At 66.4% G+C, this 21,236-nt stretch carries 18 protein-coding genes; 6 read left to right on the plus strand and 12 right to left on the minus strand.

Features of this window, described 5'->3' with window-relative positions; genetic code table 11:
* Positions 1-132 precede the first annotated feature (132 nt).
* Positions 133-1,164 (plus strand): UDP-glucose 4-epimerase GalE, encoded by a 1,032-nt coding sequence (galE, locus tag K254_RS0112355; protein ID WP_026555623.1) that lies wholly within the window; start codon positions 133-135, stop codon positions 1,162-1,164.
* A gap of 203 nt (positions 1,165-1,367) precedes the next feature.
* Here the strand turns inward: galE and K254_RS0112360 are convergent, their stop codons facing one another.
* From K254_RS0112360 to fdxA, 3 genes are all read right to left on the minus strand, one after another.
* Complete coding sequence (locus K254_RS0112360) at positions 1,368-2,651, minus strand: citrate synthase (RefSeq protein ID WP_026555624.1); 1,284 nt, start codon at positions 2,649-2,651, stop codon at positions 1,368-1,370.
* A 261-nt stretch (positions 2,652-2,912) separates the two neighbouring features.
* Complete coding sequence (gene dapC, locus K254_RS0112365; protein ID WP_026555625.1) at positions 2,913-4,073, minus strand: succinyldiaminopimelate transaminase; 1,161 nt, start codon at positions 4,071-4,073, stop codon at positions 2,913-2,915.
* Positions 4,074-4,082: 9 nt separating this feature from the next.
* On the minus strand, positions 4,083-4,406 hold the full coding sequence (gene fdxA / locus K254_RS0112370) for a ferredoxin (RefSeq protein WP_026555626.1): 324 nt from the start codon (positions 4,404-4,406) through the stop codon (positions 4,083-4,085).
* 133 nt (positions 4,407-4,539) lie between these two features.
* Between fdxA and K254_RS0112375 the strand changes: the two genes are divergently transcribed.
* The gene (locus tag K254_RS0112375) at positions 4,540-4,752 is read left to right on the plus strand and encodes a putative acetyltransferase (RefSeq protein WP_026555627.1); all 213 of its coding nucleotides are present in this window, start codon (positions 4,540-4,542) and stop codon (positions 4,750-4,752) included.
* On the opposite strand, the gene K254_RS0112380 is transcribed toward K254_RS0112375, so the two are convergent.
* Positions 4,749-6,020, minus strand: a complete 1,272-nt coding sequence (locus K254_RS0112380; RefSeq protein WP_026555628.1) for an MFS transporter — start codon at positions 6,018-6,020, stop codon at positions 4,749-4,751. The two genes, K254_RS0112375 and K254_RS0112380, sit on opposite strands and share 4 nt — an antisense overlap.
* 122 nt (positions 6,021-6,142) lie before the next feature.
* On the opposite strand from K254_RS0112380, the gene K254_RS0112385 reads away from it, so the two are divergent.
* Positions 6,143-6,637, plus strand: coding sequence for a helix-turn-helix domain-containing protein (locus K254_RS0112385; RefSeq protein WP_026555629.1), 495 nt, complete (start codon positions 6,143-6,145; stop codon positions 6,635-6,637).
* Positions 6,638-6,661: 24 nt separating this feature from the next.
* On the opposite strand, the gene K254_RS0112390 is transcribed toward K254_RS0112385, so the two are convergent.
* Positions 6,662-7,936 (minus strand): PIG-L family deacetylase, encoded by a 1,275-nt coding sequence (locus K254_RS0112390; protein WP_026555630.1) that lies wholly within the window; start codon positions 7,934-7,936, stop codon positions 6,662-6,664.
* Between the two features lie 82 nt (positions 7,937-8,018).
* Positions 8,019-9,935, minus strand: coding sequence for a translational GTPase TypA (gene typA, locus K254_RS0112395; protein ID WP_026555631.1), 1,917 nt, complete (start codon positions 9,933-9,935; stop codon positions 8,019-8,021).
* Between the two features lie 226 nt (positions 9,936-10,161).
* On the opposite strand from typA, the gene K254_RS0112400 reads away from it, so the two are divergent.
* Positions 10,162-11,013, plus strand: a complete 852-nt coding sequence (locus tag K254_RS0112400) for an SGNH/GDSL hydrolase family protein (protein WP_035750167.1) — start codon at positions 10,162-10,164, stop codon at positions 11,011-11,013.
* 111 nt (positions 11,014-11,124) lie between these two features.
* On the opposite strand, the gene K254_RS23095 is transcribed toward K254_RS0112400, so the two are convergent.
* On the minus strand, positions 11,125-13,047 hold the full coding sequence (locus K254_RS23095; protein WP_081710119.1) for an ABC transporter ATP-binding protein: 1,923 nt from the start codon (positions 13,045-13,047) through the stop codon (positions 11,125-11,127).
* A gap of 85 nt (positions 13,048-13,132) precedes the next feature.
* On the opposite strand from K254_RS23095, the gene K254_RS0112410 reads away from it, so the two are divergent.
* Positions 13,133-13,765: a PH domain-containing protein gene (locus K254_RS0112410; RefSeq protein ID WP_026555633.1), complete on the plus strand. Its 633-nt coding sequence runs from the start codon at positions 13,133-13,135 to the stop codon at positions 13,763-13,765.
* A gap of 20 nt (positions 13,766-13,785) precedes the next feature.
* Here K254_RS0112410 and K254_RS23100 read toward each other — a convergent pair whose 3' ends face one another.
* The 5 genes from K254_RS23100 to K254_RS0112435 form a co-directional block, all read right to left on the minus strand.
* Positions 13,786-14,892 (minus strand): ABC transporter permease, encoded by a 1,107-nt coding sequence (locus K254_RS23100; protein WP_035750169.1) that lies wholly within the window; start codon positions 14,890-14,892, stop codon positions 13,786-13,788.
* A complete protein-coding gene (locus tag K254_RS0112420) occupies positions 14,889-16,430 on the minus strand; it encodes an ABC transporter permease (RefSeq protein ID WP_026555634.1) in 1,542 nt (513 codons plus the stop codon). Before K254_RS0112420 ends, K254_RS23100 begins: the two co-directional genes overlap by 4 nt.
* Before the next feature lie 206 nt (positions 16,431-16,636).
* Positions 16,637-18,424, minus strand: a complete 1,788-nt coding sequence (locus K254_RS0112425) for an ABC transporter family substrate-binding protein (protein ID WP_026555635.1) — start codon at positions 18,422-18,424, stop codon at positions 16,637-16,639.
* A gap of 260 nt (positions 18,425-18,684) precedes the next feature.
* The gene (locus K254_RS0112430; protein ID WP_026555636.1) at positions 18,685-19,227 is read right to left on the minus strand and encodes a DinB family protein; all 543 of its coding nucleotides are present in this window, start codon (positions 19,225-19,227) and stop codon (positions 18,685-18,687) included.
* A 36-nt stretch (positions 19,228-19,263) separates the two neighbouring features.
* Positions 19,264-19,926 (minus strand): hypothetical protein, encoded by a 663-nt coding sequence (locus tag K254_RS0112435; RefSeq protein ID WP_026555637.1) that lies wholly within the window; start codon positions 19,924-19,926, stop codon positions 19,264-19,266.
* Positions 19,927-20,137: 211 nt separating this feature from the next.
* On the opposite strand from K254_RS0112435, the gene K254_RS0112440 reads away from it, so the two are divergent.
* Positions 20,138-21,181: an LLM class flavin-dependent oxidoreductase gene (locus K254_RS0112440; RefSeq protein WP_026555638.1), complete on the plus strand. Its 1,044-nt coding sequence runs from the start codon at positions 20,138-20,140 to the stop codon at positions 21,179-21,181.
* Positions 21,182-21,236 lie beyond the last annotated feature (55 nt).

Consider the following 21,236-nt stretch of genomic DNA (forward strand, 5'->3'; position numbering starts at 1 on the left):
CAATCCGTGGAACCACCGCACGCACCGCCGTCGTTCGCGCTGCTGCCACAGCAGCCGATCCTGCGGCCGGCGCCACCGTCCATCAGGCGGGCGGCGCCGCGGCGCTGGGCGCGCACCGATTAGGCTGGAGGCATGAGAGTTTTGGTCACCGGAGGAACCGGGTACATCGGATCGCACACCGTTCTTTGCCTGCTTGAGGCCGGCCACCAGGTGGTGGTGCTGGACAACCTGGTCAATTCATCCCAGGAATCCCTGGTCCGGGTCCGCGAGCTGACGGGCAAGCCGGTGTCCTTCCACCACGTCGACCTGCTGGACGAGCCCGCCGTCGACGGCGTCTTTGGCGCCTATGAGGCCGACGGCGGGATCGACGCCGTCATCCACTTTGCCGGGCTGAAAGCCGTGGGCGAGTCCGTCCACCAGCCGCTGCGGTACTACCACAACAACGTCACGGGAACCATCAACCTGCTGCGCGTGATGGACGCCCGCGGCGTGCGCACCCTGGTCTTCAGCTCCTCCGCCACCGTGTACGGCGACAGGAACCCGACGCCCTACATCGAGAAGATGGACATCGGGGCCAACAACCCCTATGGCCGCACCAAGGAGCAGATTGAGGACATCCTCTCCGATGTTGGCGCCGCCGACAGCCGCTGGCACATCGCCCTGCTGCGCTACTTCAACCCGGTGGGTGCGCACCCGTCGGGCCGCATCGGCGAGGACCCGATGGGCATTCCGAACAACCTGGTGCCGTTCATCGCCCAGGTGGCAGTGGGCCGCCGCGAGAAGCTGATGGTTTTTGGCGGGGACTACGACACCCCCGATGGCACGGCGCTGCGCGACTACATCCACGTCATGGACCTCTCCGAGGGGCACGTTGCGGCCGTTGACCACGTGGCCAAGCGCGAGGGCGTCTTCCGCTGGAACCTCGGCTCCGGCATCGGCTCCAGCGTCTTCGACGTTCTGCACGCCTTTGAGCGCGCCGTGGGGCACCCGCTGCCCTACGAGGTGGCTGCACGCCGCGCCGGGGACCTGCCGGCCTTCTGGGCCGACCCTTCCTCCGCGCTGGCGGACCTGGGCTGGTCCACCACCAAGACCCTCGACGAGATGTGCGAGGACCACTGGCGCTGGCAGAAGAACAACCCGGCAGGCTACGCCCCCGCCGAATAGGCCCCGGCCCGCTGGGCCGGCCGTCCGATGTTCTCTGGTTTCAAACATGACGCCGAACCCCGTTGAGGACGCAGTCATAGACGCGTCGCCAACGGGGTTCGGCGTCGCAAGTCGTGGGATAGGCCCACAGCACAAACGACGGCGGCCGGCCTCCCGAAAGGGAGGCCGGCCGCCGCTGCTTTTCCGGTTGTACCAACGCGCTCTTAGCGCGAGGGGTACATGCGCTCCGGCTCACCCGTGTACAGCTGGCGCGGGCGGCCGATCTTGGTCTGCGGGTCCTTCATCATTTCGCGCCACTGGGCAATCCAGCCCGGCAGGCGGCCGATGGCGAACAGCACGGTGAACATCTTCTCCGGGAAGCCCATGGCCTTGTAGATCAGGCCGGTGTAGAAGTCCACGTTCGGGTACAGGCGGCGGGAGATGAAGTACTCATCCGTCAGGGCCACCTCTTCCAGTCGCATGGCGATGGCCAGCAGCTCATCGTTGCCGCCCAGCTTCTCCAGGATCTCGTGGGCCGTGGCCTTGACGATCTTGGCGCGCGGATCGTAGTTCTTGTAGACGCGGTGCCCAAAGCCCATGAGCTTCACGCCGGCTTCCTTGTTCTTCACGCGCTCAACGAACTTCTCCACCGGCTCGCCGCTGTCGCGGATCTGGCGGAGCATGTTCAGCACGGCCTCGTTGGCGCCACCGTGCAGCGGGCCGAAGAGGGCGTTGATGCCGGCCGAAACCGAGGCAAACATATTGGCGTTGGCGCTTCCCACCAGGCGCACGGTGGAGGTGGAGCAGTTCTGCTCGTGGTCCGCGTGCAGGATCAGCAGCAGGTCAAGTGCCTTGACCACCACCGGGTCCATCTCGTAGGGCTCGGCCGGCAGGCCGAAGCTCAGGCGCAGGAAGTTCTCCACCAGGTTCATGGAGTTGTCCGGGTACAGCATCGGCTGGCCGATGGACTTCTTGTGCGCGTAGGCGGCGATGACCGGCAGCTTGGCCATCAGACGGATGGTGGCCATTTCCACCTGCTCGTCATCGAACGGGTCCAGTGAGTCCTGGTAGAACGTGGACAGCGCGGAGACGGCCGAGGAGAGCACCGGCATCGGGTGTGCGTCGCGCGGGAAGCCGCCGAAGAAGCTCTTCAGATCCTCGTGCAGCAGCGTGTGGCGGCGGATGCGCTGGTCAAAGGCGGCCAGCTCTGCCGGGGTGGGCAGGTTGCCGTAGATGAGCAGGTAGGAAACCTCCAGGAAGCTGGAGTGTTCCGCCAGTTCCTCGATGGGGTATCCGCGGTAGCGCAGGATGCCCGCGTCGCCATCGATGTAGGTGATGGCCGAGGTGGTGGCTGCGGTGTTCACGAAGCCGGGGTCAAAGGTGACCGCACCGGTGTCCTTGAGCAGCTTGGAAACGTCGTAGCCGTCATTGCCTTCTACGGCCTTGATGCGCGGCAGGTTCAGCTCTCCGCCGTCGTAGCGCAGGGTGGCGCTCGTCGATTCAGTCATGGAGTCCCCTTCATGAGGTAGCCCTGCCCGTTGGCAGAGCCTGTATTTAGCTCTATGCACCATCACTGCGCGGTCCAAGCCGCGCAACAGGGCGCTGGGCTTGGTTAAGAGCCAGGGCTCCTAAGCAGCAAGGCACAGCAGCGTGCATAGACTTCTACTTAGAAAATACCGCCCCGCACGCCTTCTGCACTAATCCGTGCCGCCCGGAGTCGGGCCGGCACGGGCCTGATGGCGCAATGGCGCCGCCGCGTTAGGCCCGGATCAGCGGCCGGCCGCGGCGGCCAGCAGGCGCCCCACGGCCGCGTCAATGCGCTCATCGGTGCCGGTCAGCGCCACCCGGATGAAGCCATTGCCGGCCTCCCCGTAGAAGACGCCAGGGCCCGCAACAATGCCCAGATCCGCCAAACGGCCGATGGTGGTCCAGGTGTCCTCGCCGGCGGTGCACCACAGGTAGAGCCCAGCTTCGGAGTGCTGGATCTGAAGACCGAAGGCCTCCAGGGCCGGAACAAGCCTGTCGCGGCGTGCGCGGTAGAGCGCCTTCTGCGCCGAAACGTGGGCATCATCACCCAGTGCCACGCGCATGGCCTCCTGCACCGGGAAGGGCACGATCATGCCGGCGTGCTTGCGGCTGTTGACGAGGTTGGCCATGATGGCCGAATCCCCGGCAACAAAGGCTGCGCGGTAGCCGGCAACATTGGACTGCTTGCTCATCGAGTAGACGGCCAGCAGGTTCTCGGTGGATCCACCGGAGACCTCCGGGGCCAGGATGCTCGGCACGGCGGTGCCGCCGCGTTCCGAATCCCATTCGCCCCAGCCCAGCTCGGCGTAGCACTCGTCGGAGGCGACGACGGCGCCCACGGCGCGTGCCTGCTCCACCAGGGTCTTCAGCGAGTCGGCGCCGCGGACGATGCCTGTCGGGTTGCCGGGCGAGTTGACCCAGACGAGGCGCACGCGCGCACGGGTGGCGTCGTCGAGCTCGTCCAGGGAATCCGCGGCAACCGCCGTGGCGCCCACCAGGAGCGCGCCAATGTCATACGTCGGGTACGCCACGGTGGGGCGGACGACGACGTCGCCGGCGCCCAGTCCCAGCAGCATGGGCAGCCAGGCCACCATCTCCTTGGAGCCAACCGTCGGCATGACGTCCGCCGGGTCCAGCCCGGATACCCCGCGGCGGCGGGCAAACCAGTCCACGATCGCCTGGCGCAGCGCCGGGGTCCCGTGCGTGGTCGGATAGCCCGGCGCGTCGGCGGCGGCCACCAGTGCGGCCTTGATGAGCTCCGGCGTCGGGTCCACCGGGGTGCCGATGGAAAGGTTCACAACGCCGTTGGGGTGCTGTGCGGCGGTGGCCAGGTAGGGTGCCATGGCATCCCACGGGTACTCGGGCAGCTGCAGGCCAAAGCCCGCGGTGGTTCCGGCAGTCATGAGGGCGTACTAGTCCTGGTTCTGGGGCGGCAGAGCGGCAATGAAGGCGTGGTCGCGGTGCGTGTTGCCGATCTTGGCGGCACCGCCCGGGGACCCGAGGTCATCGAAGAACTCAACATTGGCCTTGTAGTACTCGGCCCACTCGTCCGGGGTGTCATCCTCGTAGTAGATGGCCTCCACGGGGCAGACGGGCTCGCAGGCGCCACAGTCGACACATTCGTCGGGGTGGATGTAGAGGGAGCGCTCACCTTCGTAGATACAGTCGACGGGGCATTCTTCAATACATGCCTTGTCCTTGACATCCACGCACGGCTGCGCGATTACATACGTCACGTCCCGACCTCTCTGCTACATATTCAGTGCCCCGTCAAACATGCCACAACGGGGCTGGGCTTGTGACCATTATCCCCCACCGGCGCCGGGGCCACGAACATAGAAGACCTACTATGAACAGGTGAACGACGCCGTGGACAGAATCCGATCCTTCCCGCTGGGCACCCGTGTGGTGATCCGCTATGTGCACGGCGACGGCGCCACCGATGCGCTGGGCGAACTCGTGGCGCTCGACGCCGGCTCGGCCACCGTGCGCACCCGGCGCGGGGACGCCGTCGTCGCCCTATCCGATGTGCTGCTGGCCAAGGAAGTCCCCCCGCCGCCGGCCCCGCGCCCGCGACGCTAGAGGTGGGCCGGGTCCACCGAGTCCGGCAGCCGCTTCATCCCCAGCAGCGGGGAGAAGAACACCGCGAGCGGCGGCAGCAGCCCGCCGGCCGCCGCAACCCACAGGGCACCAGCGAGCCCCAGCGACTGGCCCAGCAGCCCCGCCAGCAGGGCGGCCAGCGGCATCACGCCGAACACAGCAAAGCGGATCGAGGCATTCATCCGCCCCAGCAGCCGGGGCGGGCAGACGCGCTGGCGCATGGTGACCTGCATGATGTTGTAGACCAGCGTCGCGAAGCTGGCCAGGAACTCCGCCACCACCAGCATCACCAGGGCCAGCCCGTGGGATCCGGCCAGCAGTGTGGCCGGCACCAGGACCAGCGGCACGGCACCGGCCAGTGCCGAGAGCGGAATCAGCGTCCCCTCCCCCACGACCCGGCCCAGCCAGGGTGCGGCCAGGGCGCCCAGCAGGCCGCCGGCAGCACCCACCGAAAGCACCAGTCCCAGGCCGCCCGCCCCCAGGCCGAGCTCCCGCAGCACCAGAATGGGCAGGAGGGTGAAAGTGATGGTGGAGAAGGCGTTGAAGCCCGCCGTGCAGAGCACTATGCGGCTGATCAGCGGATGCTTCACCACAAAGGCGAGTCCCTCCTTGATCTCCGCCGCGAGCGGCCTCCGGTCCGCCACCGGCTGGGGCACCTCTGCCACACGGGTGCGCCACAGGAAGACGGCGCTCAGGAGGTAGCCCAGGCCCTCACCCAGGAACAGCAGCGGCGCACCCATGATGGTCAGCAGGCCGCCGCCCAGCGCCGGTCCACCGACCCTTGACACCTGCGCGGTGCCCTCGAGCTTCGCATTGGCCTCCGCCACCTTGGAAGTGCGGACCAGCAGGGGGACGATGCTCTGGTAGGAGACGTCGAAGAAGACCGTCGCCACACCCACCACGGCCGCCACGACGTAGAGCTGCCACATCGCCAGCACGCCCAGCCACCACAGCAGCGGCACGGCGGCCATCGCCGCCATGCGCACCAGGTCGGCGGCGATCATTACGCGCCGCTTGAGCCAGCGGTCCACCCAGGCGCCGGCCGGCAGCCCCACCACCAGGAAGGCCGCGGTGGACGCCGCGTTCAGGGCTCCCACCTCCATCTCGGTGGCGCCCAGCAGCGAAACGGCCAGCACCGGGAAGGCCAGCAGTCCCAGCTGGGCGCCCAGGGCGGAGATGGTCTGGCCCGTCCAAAAGGTGGCAAAGTTGCCATCCCGCAGCAGGGAGCGTTCGGCGGTGGTCGTGCTCATCCGGCCAGTCTTCGCCTGCCATTGGGATTTGTCAATCACTTCAACCGGGATGCGCCAGGGCCCGAGCCAGGGCCGTGCCGAAACACACCAGACGCCGCCGTCGAACGTCCTAGACTGGGGCCATGGACGACTCACAGGCCAGGGCCCGGGCGCTCAGCTCCCCGCTGCGGCTGCGGATTCTGCGGCTGTGCCTGCACCAGGGCAGAACCAACAAGGAGCTCGCCGATGCACTGGCATTGAACCCGGCCACCACGCTGCACCATGTGCGCACGCTGCTGGCCACGGGCTTCCTGGCGGCCCAGGAACCCCGTATAGGTAGGCGCGGCGCCCGCGAAATCCCCTACCTGGCCACACGGCTCTCGTGGAACACGGAGGTTCCGGACCTTGGCCCGGTGCTGGTGGAAACCTTCCTGCAGGAGATCCAGGGCCTGGAATCGGACGAGCTGGAGATCTCCCGGCTGGGGCTGAAACTCAACAAGGACCACCAGGAGCAGATGCGCTCCCGCTTTCGGGCCCTGCTGCAGGAATACGCCGGCATGCCGGCCGATCCCGACGGCGAGCCGACGTCGATCTTCTTTGTCCACCACCCCGACCGGAGCGCTCCCACACCCCGCTGAATGCACGGATGCGGACGGTTCGGGTCAGCGGGCGCTGCGGCGCAGCACGGCGCGGGCGATGAGGGCCGCGACGGGCGTGGCCAGCGCGATCCCGATCAGCCAGACGTTGCCCTGCAGATTGGTCACGATCAGGCCAAAACCCCCGCGGGGAATCGAGAGGATGCCGGCGACGGCGTACGCTACGCCGCCCGTCAGCAGAGCCACCCAGCTGCGCCGGGCCCAGAGCCCGGTCAGCACCGCCAGAGCGGTCAGCAGCACCAGCGCCGCGGCAGCACCGAGCGGCACCACGGAGGTTGCCGCATAGATCGCCTGCCCGTGCAGAGCGGTGCCCAGCAGCCCCGCGCCGAGCCCCGCACCGACACCGGCGGCCACAGCGGCCGCAGCGGTGGGCAGCGGGGCCGGATGGGCCGGCTCCTCCGCCAGCGAATCGCGCACCAGAGCCTGGAACTCCTCCCGGGGGCTGATGCCCTTCCACACGCCGTCGGAGAGGGCGTAGCGCTCCCCCTCAACGGTGATCTGGGTGCGGTGTGCGCGCATGGCCGCCGTCTTGGCGGCCAGGTCGCCGTCCACCACAATGCGCTCGGCCGCGGGGTCCAGGGGGCGCTCGGGGCGATCGCTGACGATGGTGAAGACCTGCGGCACCTGCCACGCGGGCAGCCTGCCGCCGGGCTCCTGCGCGGCCAGTTCGATGGCCCGCAGGGCAAGGTCGTGGGTGCGGACGTGGTCCGGATGCCCATAGCCGCCGTCCGCGGCGTAGGTGACGACGACGTCGGGCTGCAGTGCGCGGACCAGGGCCGCCGCGTGGCCGGCCACCTCGTCCAGCGGCGCGCGGGAAAGCGATCCCGGCAACAGCGTGTCCGCTGCCACCGCGCGGCCGTCCGGGCCCCATTTCATCCCGGAGTCCCGGTAGAGGGTGTCAGGCCCGCTCGTGGCGGCTCCGGAGCCCAGCCAGTGGTGGTCCGCCACCCCCAGCGCGGCCAACGCGCCGGCCAGTTCATGTTCACGTTCGACGGCGAGGCCGGCACCGCCGTCGGCGGCTCCGCGGCCCACTTCCAGGTGGTGCAGCTGGGGCGGAATGACCTCGCCCAGTTCGCCGCGGGTGCAGGTCAGCAGCGACACCCGCGCTCCGAGGGAGGCGTAGCGGGCCATCGTGGCCCCTGTGACAAGAGTTTCGTCATCCGGATGTGCGTGGATGAAGAGCAGCCGGGGCGCATCGGCCCCGGGCATGGACGGCAGGGGGCGCGTTAACGGCAGCAACCCGCCCCAAGGGTTGCTGGGGGCGGGTTGCTGATGCGTCATGGTTCCATCTTGTCAGGTCGGCGGGAGTGCCAGTGACAAGGGGCGGAACACCATGCGCCGGCCGCAGGCGGCCGGTTAAGGACTAGGCCTTGGCGCGGGCGCGGTTGGACTTGGCGCGCTCGGAAGCGTCCAGGATGAGCTTGCGGATGCGGATGGACTCCGGGGTGACCTCCACGCACTCGTCCTCACGGGCGAATTCGAGGGACTCTTCCAGGGTCAGCACGCGCGGCGGCGTCAGGTTCTCGAAGGTGTCCGAGGAAGCGGCACGCATGTTGGTGAGCTTCTTTTCCTTGGTGATGTTCACGTCCATGTCATCGGCGCGGGAGTTCTCGCCAACAATCATGCCCTCGTAGACCTCGGAGGTCGGCTGGACGAAGAAGGAGCCACGCTCCTGCAGGTTGATCATGGCGAACGGCGTCACAACACCGGCGCGGTCGGCGATCATCGAACCGTTGGTGCGGTACTCGATCGGGCCGGCCCACGGCTCGTAGCCCTCGGCGATGGAGGCCGCGATGCCGGCACCGCGGGTGTCGGTCAGGAAGCGGGTGCGGAAACCGATCAGGCCACGGGCCGGAACGATGAACTCCATGCGGCACCAGCCGGTGCCGTGGTTGGCCATGTTGGTCATGCGGCCCTTGCGGGCGGCCATCAGCTGCGTCACGGCGCCGAGGTATTCCTCGGGTACGTCGATGGTCATGTGCTCCATCGGCTCGTGGGTCTTGCCGTTGATGGTCTTGGTCACAACCTGGGGCTTGCCCACGGTCAGCTCGAAGCCTTCGCGGCGCATCTGCTCAACGAGGATGGCCAGGGCCAGCTCGCCACGGCCCTGGACCTCCCAAGCGTCGGGACGCTCGGTCGGCAGAACCTTGATGGAGACGTTACCGATCAGTTCCTTGTCCAGACGGTCCTTCACCTGGCGTGCGGTGACCTTGGCGCCCTTGACGCGGCCGGCCAGCGGGGAGGTGTTGATACCGATGGTCATGGAGATGGCCGGGTCGTCAACGGTGATCAGCGGCAGCGGCTGCGGGTTGTCGAGGTCGGTCAGGGTCTCACCAATGGTGATCTCCTCGATGCCGGCGACGGCGACGATCTCGCCGGGGCCTGCGGACTCGGCCGGGACACGGGTCAGTGCCTGGGTGGCCAGCAGTTCGGTGATCTTGACGGGCTTGATGGTGCCGTCGTGGCGGGCCCAGGCAACGGTCTGGCCCTTGCGCAGGGTGCCGTTGAAGATGCGCAGCAGAGCCAGGCGGCCCAGGAACGGGGAGGCATCCAGGTTGGTCACGTGGGCCTGGAGGACGCCCTCCGGGTTGTAGGTCGGGGCCGGGATGTGCTCGATGATGGTCTTGAACAGCGGCTCAAGGTCCTCGTTGTCCGGGGCGGCACCGTTGTCCGGCTGCGTCAGGGAGGCGCGGCCGAGCTTGCCGGAGGCGTAGACGACGGGCACGTTCAGCACGGCGTCCAGGTCCAGGTCCGGAACCTCGTCGGCCATGTCGGAGGCCAGGCCCAGCAGCAGGTCCATGGACTCGGCGACAACCTCGTCGATGCGTGCATCGGGGCGGTCGGTCTTGTTGACCAGCAGGATCACGGGCAGCTTGGCGGCCAGCGCCTTGCGCAGCACGAAGCGGGTCTGGGGCAGCGGGCCCTCGGAAGCGTCAACCAGCAGCACAACGCCGTCGACCATGGACAGACCGCGCTCCACCTCGCCACCGAAGTCGGCGTGGCCCGGGGTGTCGATGACGTTGATGGTCATGACCGTGTCCGGGGAGGACGGTCCGTTGTAGGCCACGGTGGTGTTCTTGGCCAGAATGGTGATGCCCTTTTCGCGCTCCAGGTCACCGGAGTCCATCACACGCTCGGCAACCACGCCGTGGTCGGCAAAGGAGTGGGTCTGCTTGAGCATGGCGTCCACGAGGGTGGTCTTGCCATGGTCAACGTGCGCCACAATGGCGACGTTGCGCAGGTCATTGCGCGAGGCAGTGTTGACGGTGGTTTCAGTCATGCGGAAAGACTCGTTTCAGTATGGTCCTGGCCTGACAGCCCTCAGGGGCCATGGCAGAAACTCACAATAGATGGTGGGCCGCGAAAATCGGCAGATAACCCCATTCTAGACCGTCCGGCAAAAAATGGCCTAAACACCCTATCCCAAAAGGACGGATCCCGCAGCCTGCGGCGCTCTGGCGGCACTAGGATGGCTTCTGTCACCGCTGCGCACCGAAGGAAACACCATGGCCGGCCACCGCCCGCGACGCCTGCGCCGCACCGCGCCGGCCGCCCTCACCGCCGTCGTTCTCACCGCCGCCATTTTCAGCACCGCGGCCGGGTTCGGCCCCGCCGTGGCGGACGACGCCGGCGCCCGCACCGCTGCGCCGCAGACCGTCTCCCCCGGAGCACTGCAGAGCGGAACGCTGCAGAGCTTTCCCGCGCTTGGCCCCAGACCGGGCCCCTTGTCGGGCCCCCTTCCGGGGCGGCACGGGGCCGTCGATCCGCTCATGGGCTCCACCGCAGTGCTCTTTGGCGACTCGCAGGCCGCCGGCGCCGCGGGCGTCCCGGGGCCCGCCACGTGGCCGCAGCAGGCACTGGCCCGGCAGGGCTACCGCGTTCTCTTTCTGGGCGCACCAGGCATCGGCTTCGTCGCCGGCACGCCCAAGGCGGCAAACTACATCGATTCCTTCACCCGAGGGCCCCTGGTGCTGCCCGCCGGGAATCCGGCCCTGGTGGTGGTCCAGGGCGGCGGGAACGATGCCTCCCGCGGCGTTCTTGATGGCCAGATCCGGGCGAACGCCGACAGGCTCCTGCGCCGGTTGCAGGCCGGCTACCCCCAGGCCCGGCTTCTCATGGTGGGGACGTTGGCCAAGGGCACCGGGCGCAGGACCCAGGTTGACGCCGCACTTGGCGCCGCCGCCCGCGAGCATGGGGTGGATTTCATCAGCGCCGGGGACTGGCTCACCCGCTACTCGTTGGCCCCGCTGATGGCCGACGGCGTGCACCTCACGGCCGCCGGGCACGAGGCCCTGGCCACGGTGCTGTCCGCCCGGATGGACGGGCTGGGAATGCGGCAGGGGCCGCCCGCGAAGTAGCGGACGGCCCCTGCCGATGGTGGGACGCAGTTCCCCGTTCATGACGCAATCGTGGACGTGTCCTGGGCGGGAAACCGCGTCCCGGATGCAGATGTGCGTCCTGAAGATCCGCTAGTCGGTGCCGGTGGCGAGGAGCTGCTCGCGCAGTTCGCGGCGTTCGCGCTGCTTGTCCGGGTCCGGCAGCGGCACGGCTGCGAGCAGGCGCTGCGTGTACGGCTCCTGCGGGTTGCGCAGAATTTCGTCGCGCGTGCCCTGCTCCACGATCGCGCCGCGCTGCATCACCACGATGCGGTCGGCCAGGTAGTCCACCACGGCGAGGTCGTGGGTGACGAACAGGCAGGCAAACTTCAGCTCCTCCTGCAGCCCCTTGAGCAGGTCCAACACCTTGGCCTGCACCGAAACGTCCAGCGCCGACGTCGGCTCATCGGCCACCAGCAGCTGTGGCTTCAGCGACAGGGCCCGGGCAATGCCCACGCGCTGCTTCTGGCCACCGGAGAGCTCGTGCGGGTAGCGGTTGCGGTACGCGCGCGGCAGCTCCACCTGGTCCAGCAGCTGCTCGATGCGCTTCTGCAGTTCCGGCCCCTTGGCCACCTTCGCCAGGAACATCGGCTCGCCGATGCTCTCACCCAGCGGCAGACGCGGATTCAGCGAGGAGGACGGGTCCTGGAACACCATGCCCACCTTCTGGCGCAGCGCGCGCAGGTCCTTCGGGCGGGCGGCGGTGATGTCCTGGCCGACGACGTGCAGGGTGCCGGCGGCGACGGGCAGCAGCCCGACGGCGGCGCGGCCCACGGTGGTCTTGCCCGAACCGGACTCGCCCACCAGGCCGACAACCTGGCCGGGGTAGATGGACAGGTTGGCGCCCTCCACGGCACGGAAGGCCGGAACGCGCCCCTGCTTGGGGTATTCGATGGCGACATCCGTCAGCTCCAGCACGGGTTCGCCGTGCTTCTTCACGCTCTCGGCCCGCGCCGCGGCCAGGGCCGTGGTGAGCGCGGCCTTGTTCTCCGCCTCGCGCTTGGCCAGCTCCGCCGGATCCACGCTGGTGAGTTCGGCATGGGTGACGGCGGCCAGCGCTGCCGTCACATCGACGTCGGCGCCCTCCCCCGAGCCCTGGCCCAGGTGCGGGACGGCGGCCAGCAGCGACTGGGTGTAGGAGTGCTGCGGGTTGTTGAAGATGTCGTTCGCCGTGCCGGTCTCCACGATGACGCCCTTGCGCATGACGGCAATGCGGTCCGAGAGGTCCGCCACCACGCCCATGTCGTGGGTGATCAGCACGATGGCCGAATCCAGCTTGTTGCGCAGATTGCGCATCAGGTCCAGGATTTCGGCCTGGACCGTGACATCCAGCGCCGTCGTCGGCTCATCGGCGATGAGCAGCTTGGGGTCGCAGGACAGTGACTGGGCAATCATGGCGCGCTGGCGCTGGCCGCCGGAGAGCTGGTGCGGGTAGGACTTGAAGGCCTTCTCCGGATCCGGCAGCTCCACGAGTTCGAGCATGTTGATGGCGCGCTTGCGGGCCTCGTCCGGGGAGATGGCGTTGTGCAGGCGCAGGGTCTCCATGATCTGGAAGCCGATGGTGTACACCGGGTTCAGCGCCGTCATCGGCTCCTGGAAGATGACCGCCACGTCCTTGCCGCGGATCTGGCGCAGCTTGGCCGGGCTGGCGTTGAGGATCTCCTCGCCGTTGAGCTCCACGCTGCCGGTGACCCGGCTGTTGGAGGGCAGCAGGCCCAGGATGGCCATGGAGCTGGCGCTCTTGCCGGAGCCGGACTCGCCCACGATGGCCAGCACCTCGCCGGCGTGGACCTCGTAGTCCAGACCGATGGCCGCCGGGACCCAGTGCTTGTCCACGCCGAAGTCGACCGAAAGGTTCGAGACCTTCAGCACGGGCTTGCGACGGGGGCGCTTGTCCGAGGACGCCAGGAGAGGGACGTCGATGTTCTCCGGCGTGGTGTTTTCCGGCGTGCCCGGCGTGCCAGGGGTGCCGTTCTCGCCGGGGGTGTTCTCGGCGTTGGGGACGTTTTCACTCATCTTGGGTTATTTCCTTCCGCCCAATGCCAGCTCTGGAACAGGGATGTTGACTTTACTGGCATGGATTCGATGAAACGATGGGGGCATGGCTACAGCACACACAGGCAAACCAGCACCCGTTTCCGGAGAATTCCGGCCCCGCACCAGCGTGCTGCTGGCGGGGTTCATCTGGCTGCTGGCCGCTGCTGCGGCGGTGTCCACGCTGGCCAGCGGGGTGGACGGATGGCGTGGCCTTCCGTTCGCCGCGGCTCTGGCCTTCATTGGCTATTGGTTGTTCTGGTACCCGGTGGTCCGTCTGGACGCCGACGCTGTGCTGCTGCGCAATCCGGTGCGCCGGATCAGCGTCCCGTGGGATGCGCTGATCCAGGTCGACACCAAGTACGCATTGACACTTGTCACCACCAAGGGGTCCTTCGCGGCCTGGGCCGCGCCGGCGCCGGGCGCCCTGGGCGCATTCCGGGCCAAGGCCTCGGATGCCCAGGACCTCCCGGCCACCAGCTATGGTGCCGGTGGATCGATGCGTCCGGGTGATCTGAAGAATTCCGATTCCGGGGCCGCGGCCCAGCTGGTCCGCACGCATTGGGCGGCACTGGCCGAGGCCGGTGCGCTCAATGTGGATGCGACCGAGACCGCCACCGCCACCATCCGGTACAACTGGGCACTGATCGGTGCCGCCGTCGTACTGGCCGTGGCGGTGGCCGCCTCGGCGACCATCTGAGTGGATCCCAGACATGGTGCCTAGGCCTTCACGATCGGCTTGGCCTTCTTGGAATTGAACTTCTTCTGGCGCGGGTCGAAGGCATCCCGGAGACCGTCGCCGATGAAGTTGATGCACAGGCAGATCACCACGATGAACAGGCCCGGCCACCAGAACAGCCACGGCCGGGTGGTGAAGGCCTCCTGGTTGTCGCTGACCAGCAGGCCCAGCGAGGTGTCCGGCCGCGTCACACCGAAGCCGAGGTAGCTCAGACCGGCCTCCAGCAGGATCGCCGAGGACATCAGCAGCGTGGTGTTGACGATGATGGTGCCGAACGCGTTGGGCAGGATGTGCTTGAAGATGATGCGGGCATTGGAAGCGCCGGCAATCCGGGCCGCATCGACAAACTCACGCTCGCGCAGGGACAGGAACTCGCCGCGCACCAGACGGGCCAGGCCCGTCCAGATGACCATGCCCAGGAACGCGCCCAGCAGCACCACGCCAAAGTTGGTCTGCAGCCAGCCGAACATGGCGTCGATCCAGTTCTTGCTGATGCCAACGGTGCCGTCGGCTTCGATCACTGTGGTTCCGCTGCCGGCATTGCCTGCCACACGGCCCAGCACGGCGGCCAGCACGATCACCGGAATGATGATGATGACGTCGGTGAAGCGCATCAGCACGGCCTCGACCCAGCCGCGGAAGTAGCCGGCGAGGGCGCCGACGACGACGCCGATGGCCGTGCCGATCAAACCGATGGTGAACATCACCAGAATGGAGAGCTGCGCGCCGCGCATGGTCATGGCGAACATGTCGCGGCCCACGCGGTCCTGGCCGAAGGGGTGGTCGCCCCAGGCGAAAACCCCCTCCATGGTGGGGGCCCCGCCGTTGACAATGGGCAGGACCTGGTCGTAGCTGTACTTCCACCAGCCGGGGATGTTGATCCAGCCCCAGAGCTTGATGCCCTGGGAGCTGAAGACCAGGATGACCACCAGCGCGAAGACCACCAGCGCCACCATGGCGCCCGTATGTCCGAAGAAGCGCTTGCGGATGATCTGGCCCTGGCTCAGACCCTTGGTCTGCTCACCCGCGTCGCCGGACTGTTCCGGCGGCAGGTGCGGGGTTGTTTCGGGGGAAACGATGGTCGTCATGACTTCACCTTCACTCGCGGATCGAGGGCCGAGTAGACCAGATCAGCCAATAGATTGAACACCAGGGCCGTGATGCCAACCACCACGAAGAAGCCCATCACGGGGTTCGGATCAACGCTCAACAAGCCTTGGGCAAACATCGAGCCCATGCCGGAGAACGAGAACACCCGTTCGGTGATCACCGCTCCACCGATCAGTCCACCGATGTCGAAGGCCACGATGGTCGCCAGCGGGATCAGGGCGTTGCGGAAGGCGTGGCGCATCACCACGGTGCGTTCGCTCAGGCCCTTGGCCCGGGCGGTGCGGATGAAGTCCATGTTCATGATTTCCAGCATCGAGCCGCGGGAGTAGCGCGTGTAGGAAGCGATGGAGATCAGGATCAGGGCGATGGTGGGCAGCAGCAGGTGCGTCATGCGGTCCAGGCTGGAGGTCCAGAAGTCGCCGTCGAAGTTGGGCGTACTGGCTCCGATGGTCGGGATCGGCCTGCCGCGGATCTTGGAGTTGTTGAAGTACTCCGGCCACGACTGCATGAACCTGTCGGCCATGATCAGGGCGCCCACAAGGAACGCCGTCAGCGCGGCCGAGCGGATGTTCTGGCCACGGTCGTAGCCGCCCATGAAGTAGCCGACGGCGATGCCGACGGCGATGGCGGCAATGGCCAGCAGCACGATCATCAGCGGGGTTGCAGCGGCCAGCAGCGGCTGGATCGGGAAATACAGCACGACGCCGATGCCTGCGGTGATGAGGGCCGAGTAGAGGGCCTTCTTGTTCTTCAGGCCGGCGCTGAGCGTGGTGATGCCGAAGGCAACGCCGACGGCGGTTATCGCGATGACGACGATGCCCAGACCCGGATTGGTGAACCAACCGGTGACGGAGAGCAGCTGCAGGATGATGGCCGTGGCAGCAGCGGTGATGCCAAAGACCATCCACCGGCGCTTCCAGGCACCAGTGGACACAGCCATGGCAATGAGTCCAAACACGAGGGCCAGCACAATGGTGACAGGTATCGGGACGACGGCGTCGCGGAGGAAGTTGTTGAAGCCGATGGCTCCGTACTCCTTCAGCAGCACGGCGGCCCAGAAGATGGGCAGCGAGAAGAAGAGGAAGGCCATAAAGGTCACGCCGTAGTCCAGCGCGCTGTACTGGCGCAGGGCCGTGATGATGCCCAGGGTGACACCGATGAGGATGGCCAGCAGCGTAGCCACCGTGACCAGGGAGAGGGTCTGGACCATGGCCAGGCCCAGCTGTTCGGTGACGGGCTGGCCTTGGAGATTGGTGCCCAGATCACAGGAGTTGGCAAAGGGGATGAGGCAGCCTGCCGCCCCCTTGAGCCAGATGAAATAGCGCAATGGCGCCGGTACGTTCAAATGGAGCAGTTCTGTTCGCTGCTGGATGAGCTGCGTTTTATTGGGCGAGGGGTTGGCCCTCAACTCCGCCAAGGGATCTCCGGACGCCGCTGTCAGAAGATAAACCAGGAAGGATGCGCCCAACAGGATCAGCACAGCGGTAACGAGCCGCCGGACGATGTACGTCACCATGTTCTAGGACCTCGATTGTTGTTTGTTCCGGGGTTGTCCCGGGTGGAAAACTTTTCTGGATCGCGGGTGGAGCAGTCCCGCAATGGAGCGGTTCCGCCGTCATCGTACGCGTGGCATGAAGCCGGCGGAACCACTCCACCAGAAAAGCGCTGGGACCAGATGTTGCGGTCCCAGCGCTTTCCCAGAATCTCCTCAGAGCGCGGTGCCTACTTGGCGGACCACTCCCAGAAGTTCCACCAAACACCGGTCTGGTTCGGCATGTACTTCACGCCGGTGATCTTGTCGCTGTAGGCGTCAACACCCACGGACTGGAACAACGGTGCACCGTACTTGGAGTCCCAGATCAGCTTGTCGATCTTGGTGTTGATTTCGTCCTGCTTGGACTTGTCGGTGGTGACAATCAGCTCTTCCATCAGCTTGTCGGCGTCCGGGTTGGAGAAGCCGCTGAAGTTGGACTCGGCACCGGACTTGAACAGCTGCGGCACGGAGGAAACGCCAACACCCGGGCTGGTCCAGCCGAAGATGGTTGCGTCGTAGGTGCCGTTGCCCAGAGCCTTGCTCCAGTCCGACTTGCCCAGGCCACCGTCAACGATGTTGAAGCCGGCCTTGGTCGCGCTTGCGGCGATCAGGGTGTAGGCGTCAGCGCGGTTGGGGTTGTCCTTGTTGTACATGATGCGCACCGTCGGGGTGGCGCCGTTCAGGAGCTTCTTGGCGCCGTCGATGTCGACCTTGTCGAAGGCGGAGGAGCCGTTGTTCTTGGCGGAGTTCTCGTAGCCGGCCTGGGCCGGGATGAAGATCTGCGAATCCAGAACCTTGGCCTTGTCATCAAGGGGCTTGATGATCTTGTCCAGGATGTCCTGGCGCGGGGTTGCCTTCATGAAGGCTTCGCGCACATTGGCATCGGCAAAGACACCGGAGAAGTTCAGGTCCAGGTGGTCGTAGGCCAGCTGGGCATCCTGCTCAACCGTGACGCCCTGGCTCTCCAGAGCCTTCAGCTGGCTGACGGTGTCGGCGGAAGCCTGCGGGGCAATGATGTCAGCCTCGCCGTTCTTCAGCGCAGCGATCTGGGCCGCCGGATCGGAGATGTAGCGGACGGTGATGGAGTCCAGGCTCGCGGCAGGGCCCCAGTTGTAGTCCGGGTTCTTGACCAGGGTCATGGACTGTTCGGGGTCCATGCTCTTGACCATGAAGGCGCCGTTGGAGAGGGCCAGGGCCGGATCCGTCGGCATGGTCTTCGTGTCGAAGCCTGCGTTCCACAGGTCGGCAACCTTCTGCAGCTCGGGGCTGGCAGTCACCGGAGCCTCCGGGTTGCCCTTGGGCAGAGCCTTGAGGAAAGCGGTCAGTGCATCTGCGTCCTTGAAACCGCTCTTGGTGGCCATCACGTGGGACGGAATGTCAACCAGGGAGCCAAAGGCAATCTCCCAGTCGGCGAACGGCTTGGAGTACTTCAGCGTGACGGACTGGCCGTTGTCGCCGATCTCCGGGAACTCGGTCAGGCCCAGACCGGAGGTGTCGCCGGCGTACTGGAAGTAGGTGGTGCCAGAGGCAATGTCACCCTTGTCATTAAGCTTGGAATCGTTGTAGAAGCCAGAGAACGTGGCCCACTGCAGGATGAGGTCGTTGGCGGTGACGGGAGCGCCGTCGGACCACTTGACGCCATCATTGATGGTGTATTTCACCGTCAGCGGGTTGTCGGAAATCTTCTCGTACTTGCCGAACTTCTCGTTCTTGACCACATTGAGCTTGTTGTCGATGTAGTTGAAGCCCGAGTGCGTTGCATAGTCGATCTTCGAGTTGATGTCCGAGTTGCCGTTGGCAGTGTTCGTGTTGAACGAGCTGAAGCCGTTGACCTCGACGACGGTGGCGCTGCCACCGGCCTGTCCCCCGGCGGAGCTGGTGCTGGAATTACCACCCGTGGTGCTGGCGCAAGCGCTCAGCGCAAGAGCAGCAACGGCCGCAACGCCCACTGCTTTGGAAATACGTGCGAAACGCATTCCGCCTCCTATTTGTATGTTCTTCGTGGTAACCAGAGTGTTCTCACTCCGGCCAGACAACGCCAACCGATCAGATTGGTGAGCTGTCTCACAGAACTCCGAGCCTAATGGGATTTTGTTACCGGCTGGTAAAAACGGGCCCGAATGGGCCGGGTTGTTATCAAGCTGCAACGTCGCAGCCTCCCGGAGAAACATCGTGGCAGGCATCACTTTTGCCCCATTTTCCGCGCCGCTGCGGGGTTTCGGTGCCTGCCAACCGCCTAGTAGCCCACCGTTCCGTCCAGGCACTCGCGCAGCAGGTCCGCATGGCCCAGATGGCGGGCATATTCCTCGATCATGTGCACATAGACCCAGCGCAGGTTCAGCTCCCGGCCATGCCGGGCGCCGGGCAGCGGGTCATCCAGGCTGCCCACGGCTGCGGCGTTGGCCCGCGCCGCCGCGACCTCGCCGTGGAAGCGTTCCAGATCTGCGAGCGCCTCGGAGGCGTCGACGTCGTTGAAGTCGCCGTCGGGATCGTCTCCGCTGTAAAGGGTTGTCAGCGGTTCACCCGCGACGACGGCCGTGAACCAGTAGCGCTCCACCTCGCTCAGGTGCCGGACGATGCCCAGCAGGGTGAGGTTCGACGGCGGGACAGCGGCTTCGGCCAGTTGCTCCGGCGCAAGGCCGCCCACCTTGATGGGCAGCGTGGCGCGGTACAGCTCCAGCCAGGTCTCCAGGGACTCCCTCTCCCCCGCCAGAAAGGGCGGATCCACCCGGGTGTCGGGGACCTCGGGGCTGTTCTTGCCGCTCACGTCGTCGCTCATGCGCGACAGCCTACCAACGCCTGAATTGGGCACCGCTCAACGCTCCGGCGCAGCATTGGGAGGACTGCCGCCGTCGGACGCTGGACGCCGGCCAGCGACCCGAGATCGCCTGGATCGGATGGTTTGGACCGCCATGATGGGCACCAGCAGCACTGCCAGCAGAGGAGCTCCGACGGCGGCGAAGGCAAGCATGGAGGAGGCTGGATACTTCACCCCGCCGCTGCTGCCCACCCCGATGACGGCCTCACCGTTCGCGCTGTCGGCCAGAAGGTATTCGCCGCCATAGGTGCCAAGGGAATCCACGCACGTGATGGTGTGGGATCCGGACAGCGTGGCGGTGAACCAGCGGACTTGCTTGAACCCCGGGCGCGCCGTCACCCACCACAGCGTGTCGTCCCAGTCCAGATCGCGACGCTGCGAGATGGTGGGCACTTGGCCATCGGGCCCAATGGCCGCACATTCAACGGTGCCCAGGCTTGCCGATATGCCGCTCGCCCAGATGCCGATGGTCTCCCCCGCGTCGAGCTCCTGCACGACCGGCTCTCCGACGGTCACCGGCGCCGCCGCTTCAATCGACCGGTTCACGGGGATGACCCACAGGGTCCAGACCAGCACGGAGAGCACAATGCTCAATCCGGCAACGGACCACCCGAACTGCAAACGCTCGCGGCTGGGCAGCGGGGGTTTGTTCGTGGGCATGGCAACAGCCTGCCACAGTCTCTTGGCGCAAAATCGCGCCTGTTTATCATTTTCGCGCCCGCCCACCGGGCGCGAAAATGACGAACAGGCGCGATCTTGTGAGGTTTGGCGGAAATGACCTGGAGAGTAACTTCGCGCCATATGCGGCGGCCGGTCCTGGGCCCCGCACATAGCATGAGGATCAGCCGTCCACCGATCCCCGAAGGAAGCCATGCCCGACTCTTCACGACCGCTGCGCAAGCTGGGATTCCTCACCATTGGCCTGTTCAACCCGGCTGATCCGGCCGCGGGGCACGAATCAACATTGCAGGTCATCGAGTTGGGCGAGCGGCTTGGGTTCGACAGTGCGTGGCTGCGGCACCGCCATCTGCAGTTCGGAATCTCCTCCCCCATCGCGATCATGGCCGCGGCCAGCCAGCGCACCTCGCGGATCGCGCTTGGCACCGCTGTGACCCCTGTGGGCTGGGAAAACCCACTGCGTCTGGCCGAGGACCTGGCAACCGTGGATCTGCTCGCCGGCGGTCGAATCAACCCGGGCCTGAGCGTTGGCGAACCAATGCACTACGACACGGTCAAGCACGAGCTGTACCCGGACACCGCCGAGCTGGAGGACTTCAGCTATGCACGCGTGGACCGGCTTGCCCGTTTGATTGCCGGGGAACCGGTCCGGGAATTCTCCGGTAAGCAGGGCGTGGTCGAGGAATTCTCCAACCGCGTCGAGCCACACTCGGCCGGGCTGCGGGAGCGTCTTTGGTACGGGGCGGCAAGCAGCAAATCAGCCATCTGGGCCGGGGCACACGGATTCAATCTGCTCACCAGCAGTGTGATCTTCCCCGAGGAGAACCAGGAGCCCGTGTTTGACCGCATCCAGCAAGCGCAGATCCGTGCCTACCGCGAAGCCGCAGCGGCATCGACCCAACCGCACGGATCAGCCAGGGTTTCGCAAGGCCTGGTGGTGATCCCCACCGATTCGGCGTCGGCGAAACAGCGGGAAAAGTACCAGCTCTACGTCGACGAGCGCACTCCCCGCACGAAGGCGCCCCAGGGGCCGAAAAGGATGCTGTTCGCCCCCGACCTCATCGGCACCAGCGAGCAGATTGCAGAACAGCTGTACGCGCATGCGGGGTTCCAGGAGGTCGACGAAGTGGCATTCGCACTTCCCTTCAGCTTCGACCACGAGGACTACGTCCAGATCCTCACCGACATCGCCACCACGCTGGGGCCGGCTCTGGGATGGACCCCGGCGGCAGGTTGAGCGCTGTCCACCTCTGCCTTGATAGGTCCTCGCTGGACGTCGGGGTGGATGACAT

It is taken from the genome of Arthrobacter sp. 35W (assembly GCF_000482545.1).
Classification (GTDB): domain Bacteria; phylum Actinomycetota; class Actinomycetes; order Actinomycetales; family Micrococcaceae; genus Specibacter.

Bases quoted from the DNA above. Each gene is read 5' to 3' on its own strand.
- dapC (WP_026555625.1), bottom strand. From the start codon at position 4,073: ATGACTGCCGGAACCACCGCGGGCTTTGGCCTGCAGCTGCCCGAGTAC.
- K254_RS0112420 (WP_026555634.1), bottom strand. From the start codon at position 16,430: ATGGTGACGTACATCGTCCGGCGGCTCGTTACCGCTGTGCTGATCCTG.
- K254_RS0112440 (WP_026555638.1), top strand. From the start codon at position 20,138: ATGCCCGACTCTTCACGACCGCTGCGCAAGCTGGGATTCCTCACCATT.
- K254_RS23100 (WP_035750169.1), bottom strand. From the start codon at position 14,892: ATGACGACCATCGTTTCCCCCGAAACAACCCCGCACCTGCCGCCGGAA.
- K254_RS23095 (WP_081710119.1), bottom strand. From the start codon at position 13,047: ATGAGTGAAAACGTCCCCAACGCCGAGAACACCCCCGGCGAGAACGGC.
- K254_RS0112390 (WP_026555630.1), bottom strand. From the start codon at position 7,936: ATGACGCATCAGCAACCCGCCCCCAGCAACCCTTGGGGCGGGTTGCTG.
- K254_RS0112385 (WP_026555629.1), top strand. From the start codon at position 6,143: ATGGACGACTCACAGGCCAGGGCCCGGGCGCTCAGCTCCCCGCTGCGG.
- K254_RS0112360 (WP_026555624.1), bottom strand. From the start codon at position 2,651: ATGACTGAATCGACGAGCGCCACCCTGCGCTACGACGGCGGAGAGCTG.
- K254_RS0112435 (WP_026555637.1), bottom strand. From the start codon at position 19,926: ATGCCCACGAACAAACCCCCGCTGCCCAGCCGCGAGCGTTTGCAGTTC.
- K254_RS0112380 (WP_026555628.1), bottom strand. From the start codon at position 6,020: ATGAGCACGACCACCGCCGAACGCTCCCTGCTGCGGGATGGCAACTTT.
- typA (WP_026555631.1), bottom strand. From the start codon at position 9,935: ATGACTGAAACCACCGTCAACACTGCCTCGCGCAATGACCTGCGCAAC.
- K254_RS0112425 (WP_026555635.1), bottom strand. From the start codon at position 18,424: ATGCGTTTCGCACGTATTTCCAAAGCAGTGGGCGTTGCGGCCGTTGCT.
- galE (WP_026555623.1), top strand. From the start codon at position 133: ATGAGAGTTTTGGTCACCGGAGGAACCGGGTACATCGGATCGCACACC.
- K254_RS0112400 (WP_035750167.1), top strand. From the start codon at position 10,162: ATGGCCGGCCACCGCCCGCGACGCCTGCGCCGCACCGCGCCGGCCGCC.
- K254_RS0112410 (WP_026555633.1), top strand. From the start codon at position 13,133: ATGGCTACAGCACACACAGGCAAACCAGCACCCGTTTCCGGAGAATTC.
- K254_RS0112430 (WP_026555636.1), bottom strand. From the start codon at position 19,227: ATGAGCGACGACGTGAGCGGCAAGAACAGCCCCGAGGTCCCCGACACC.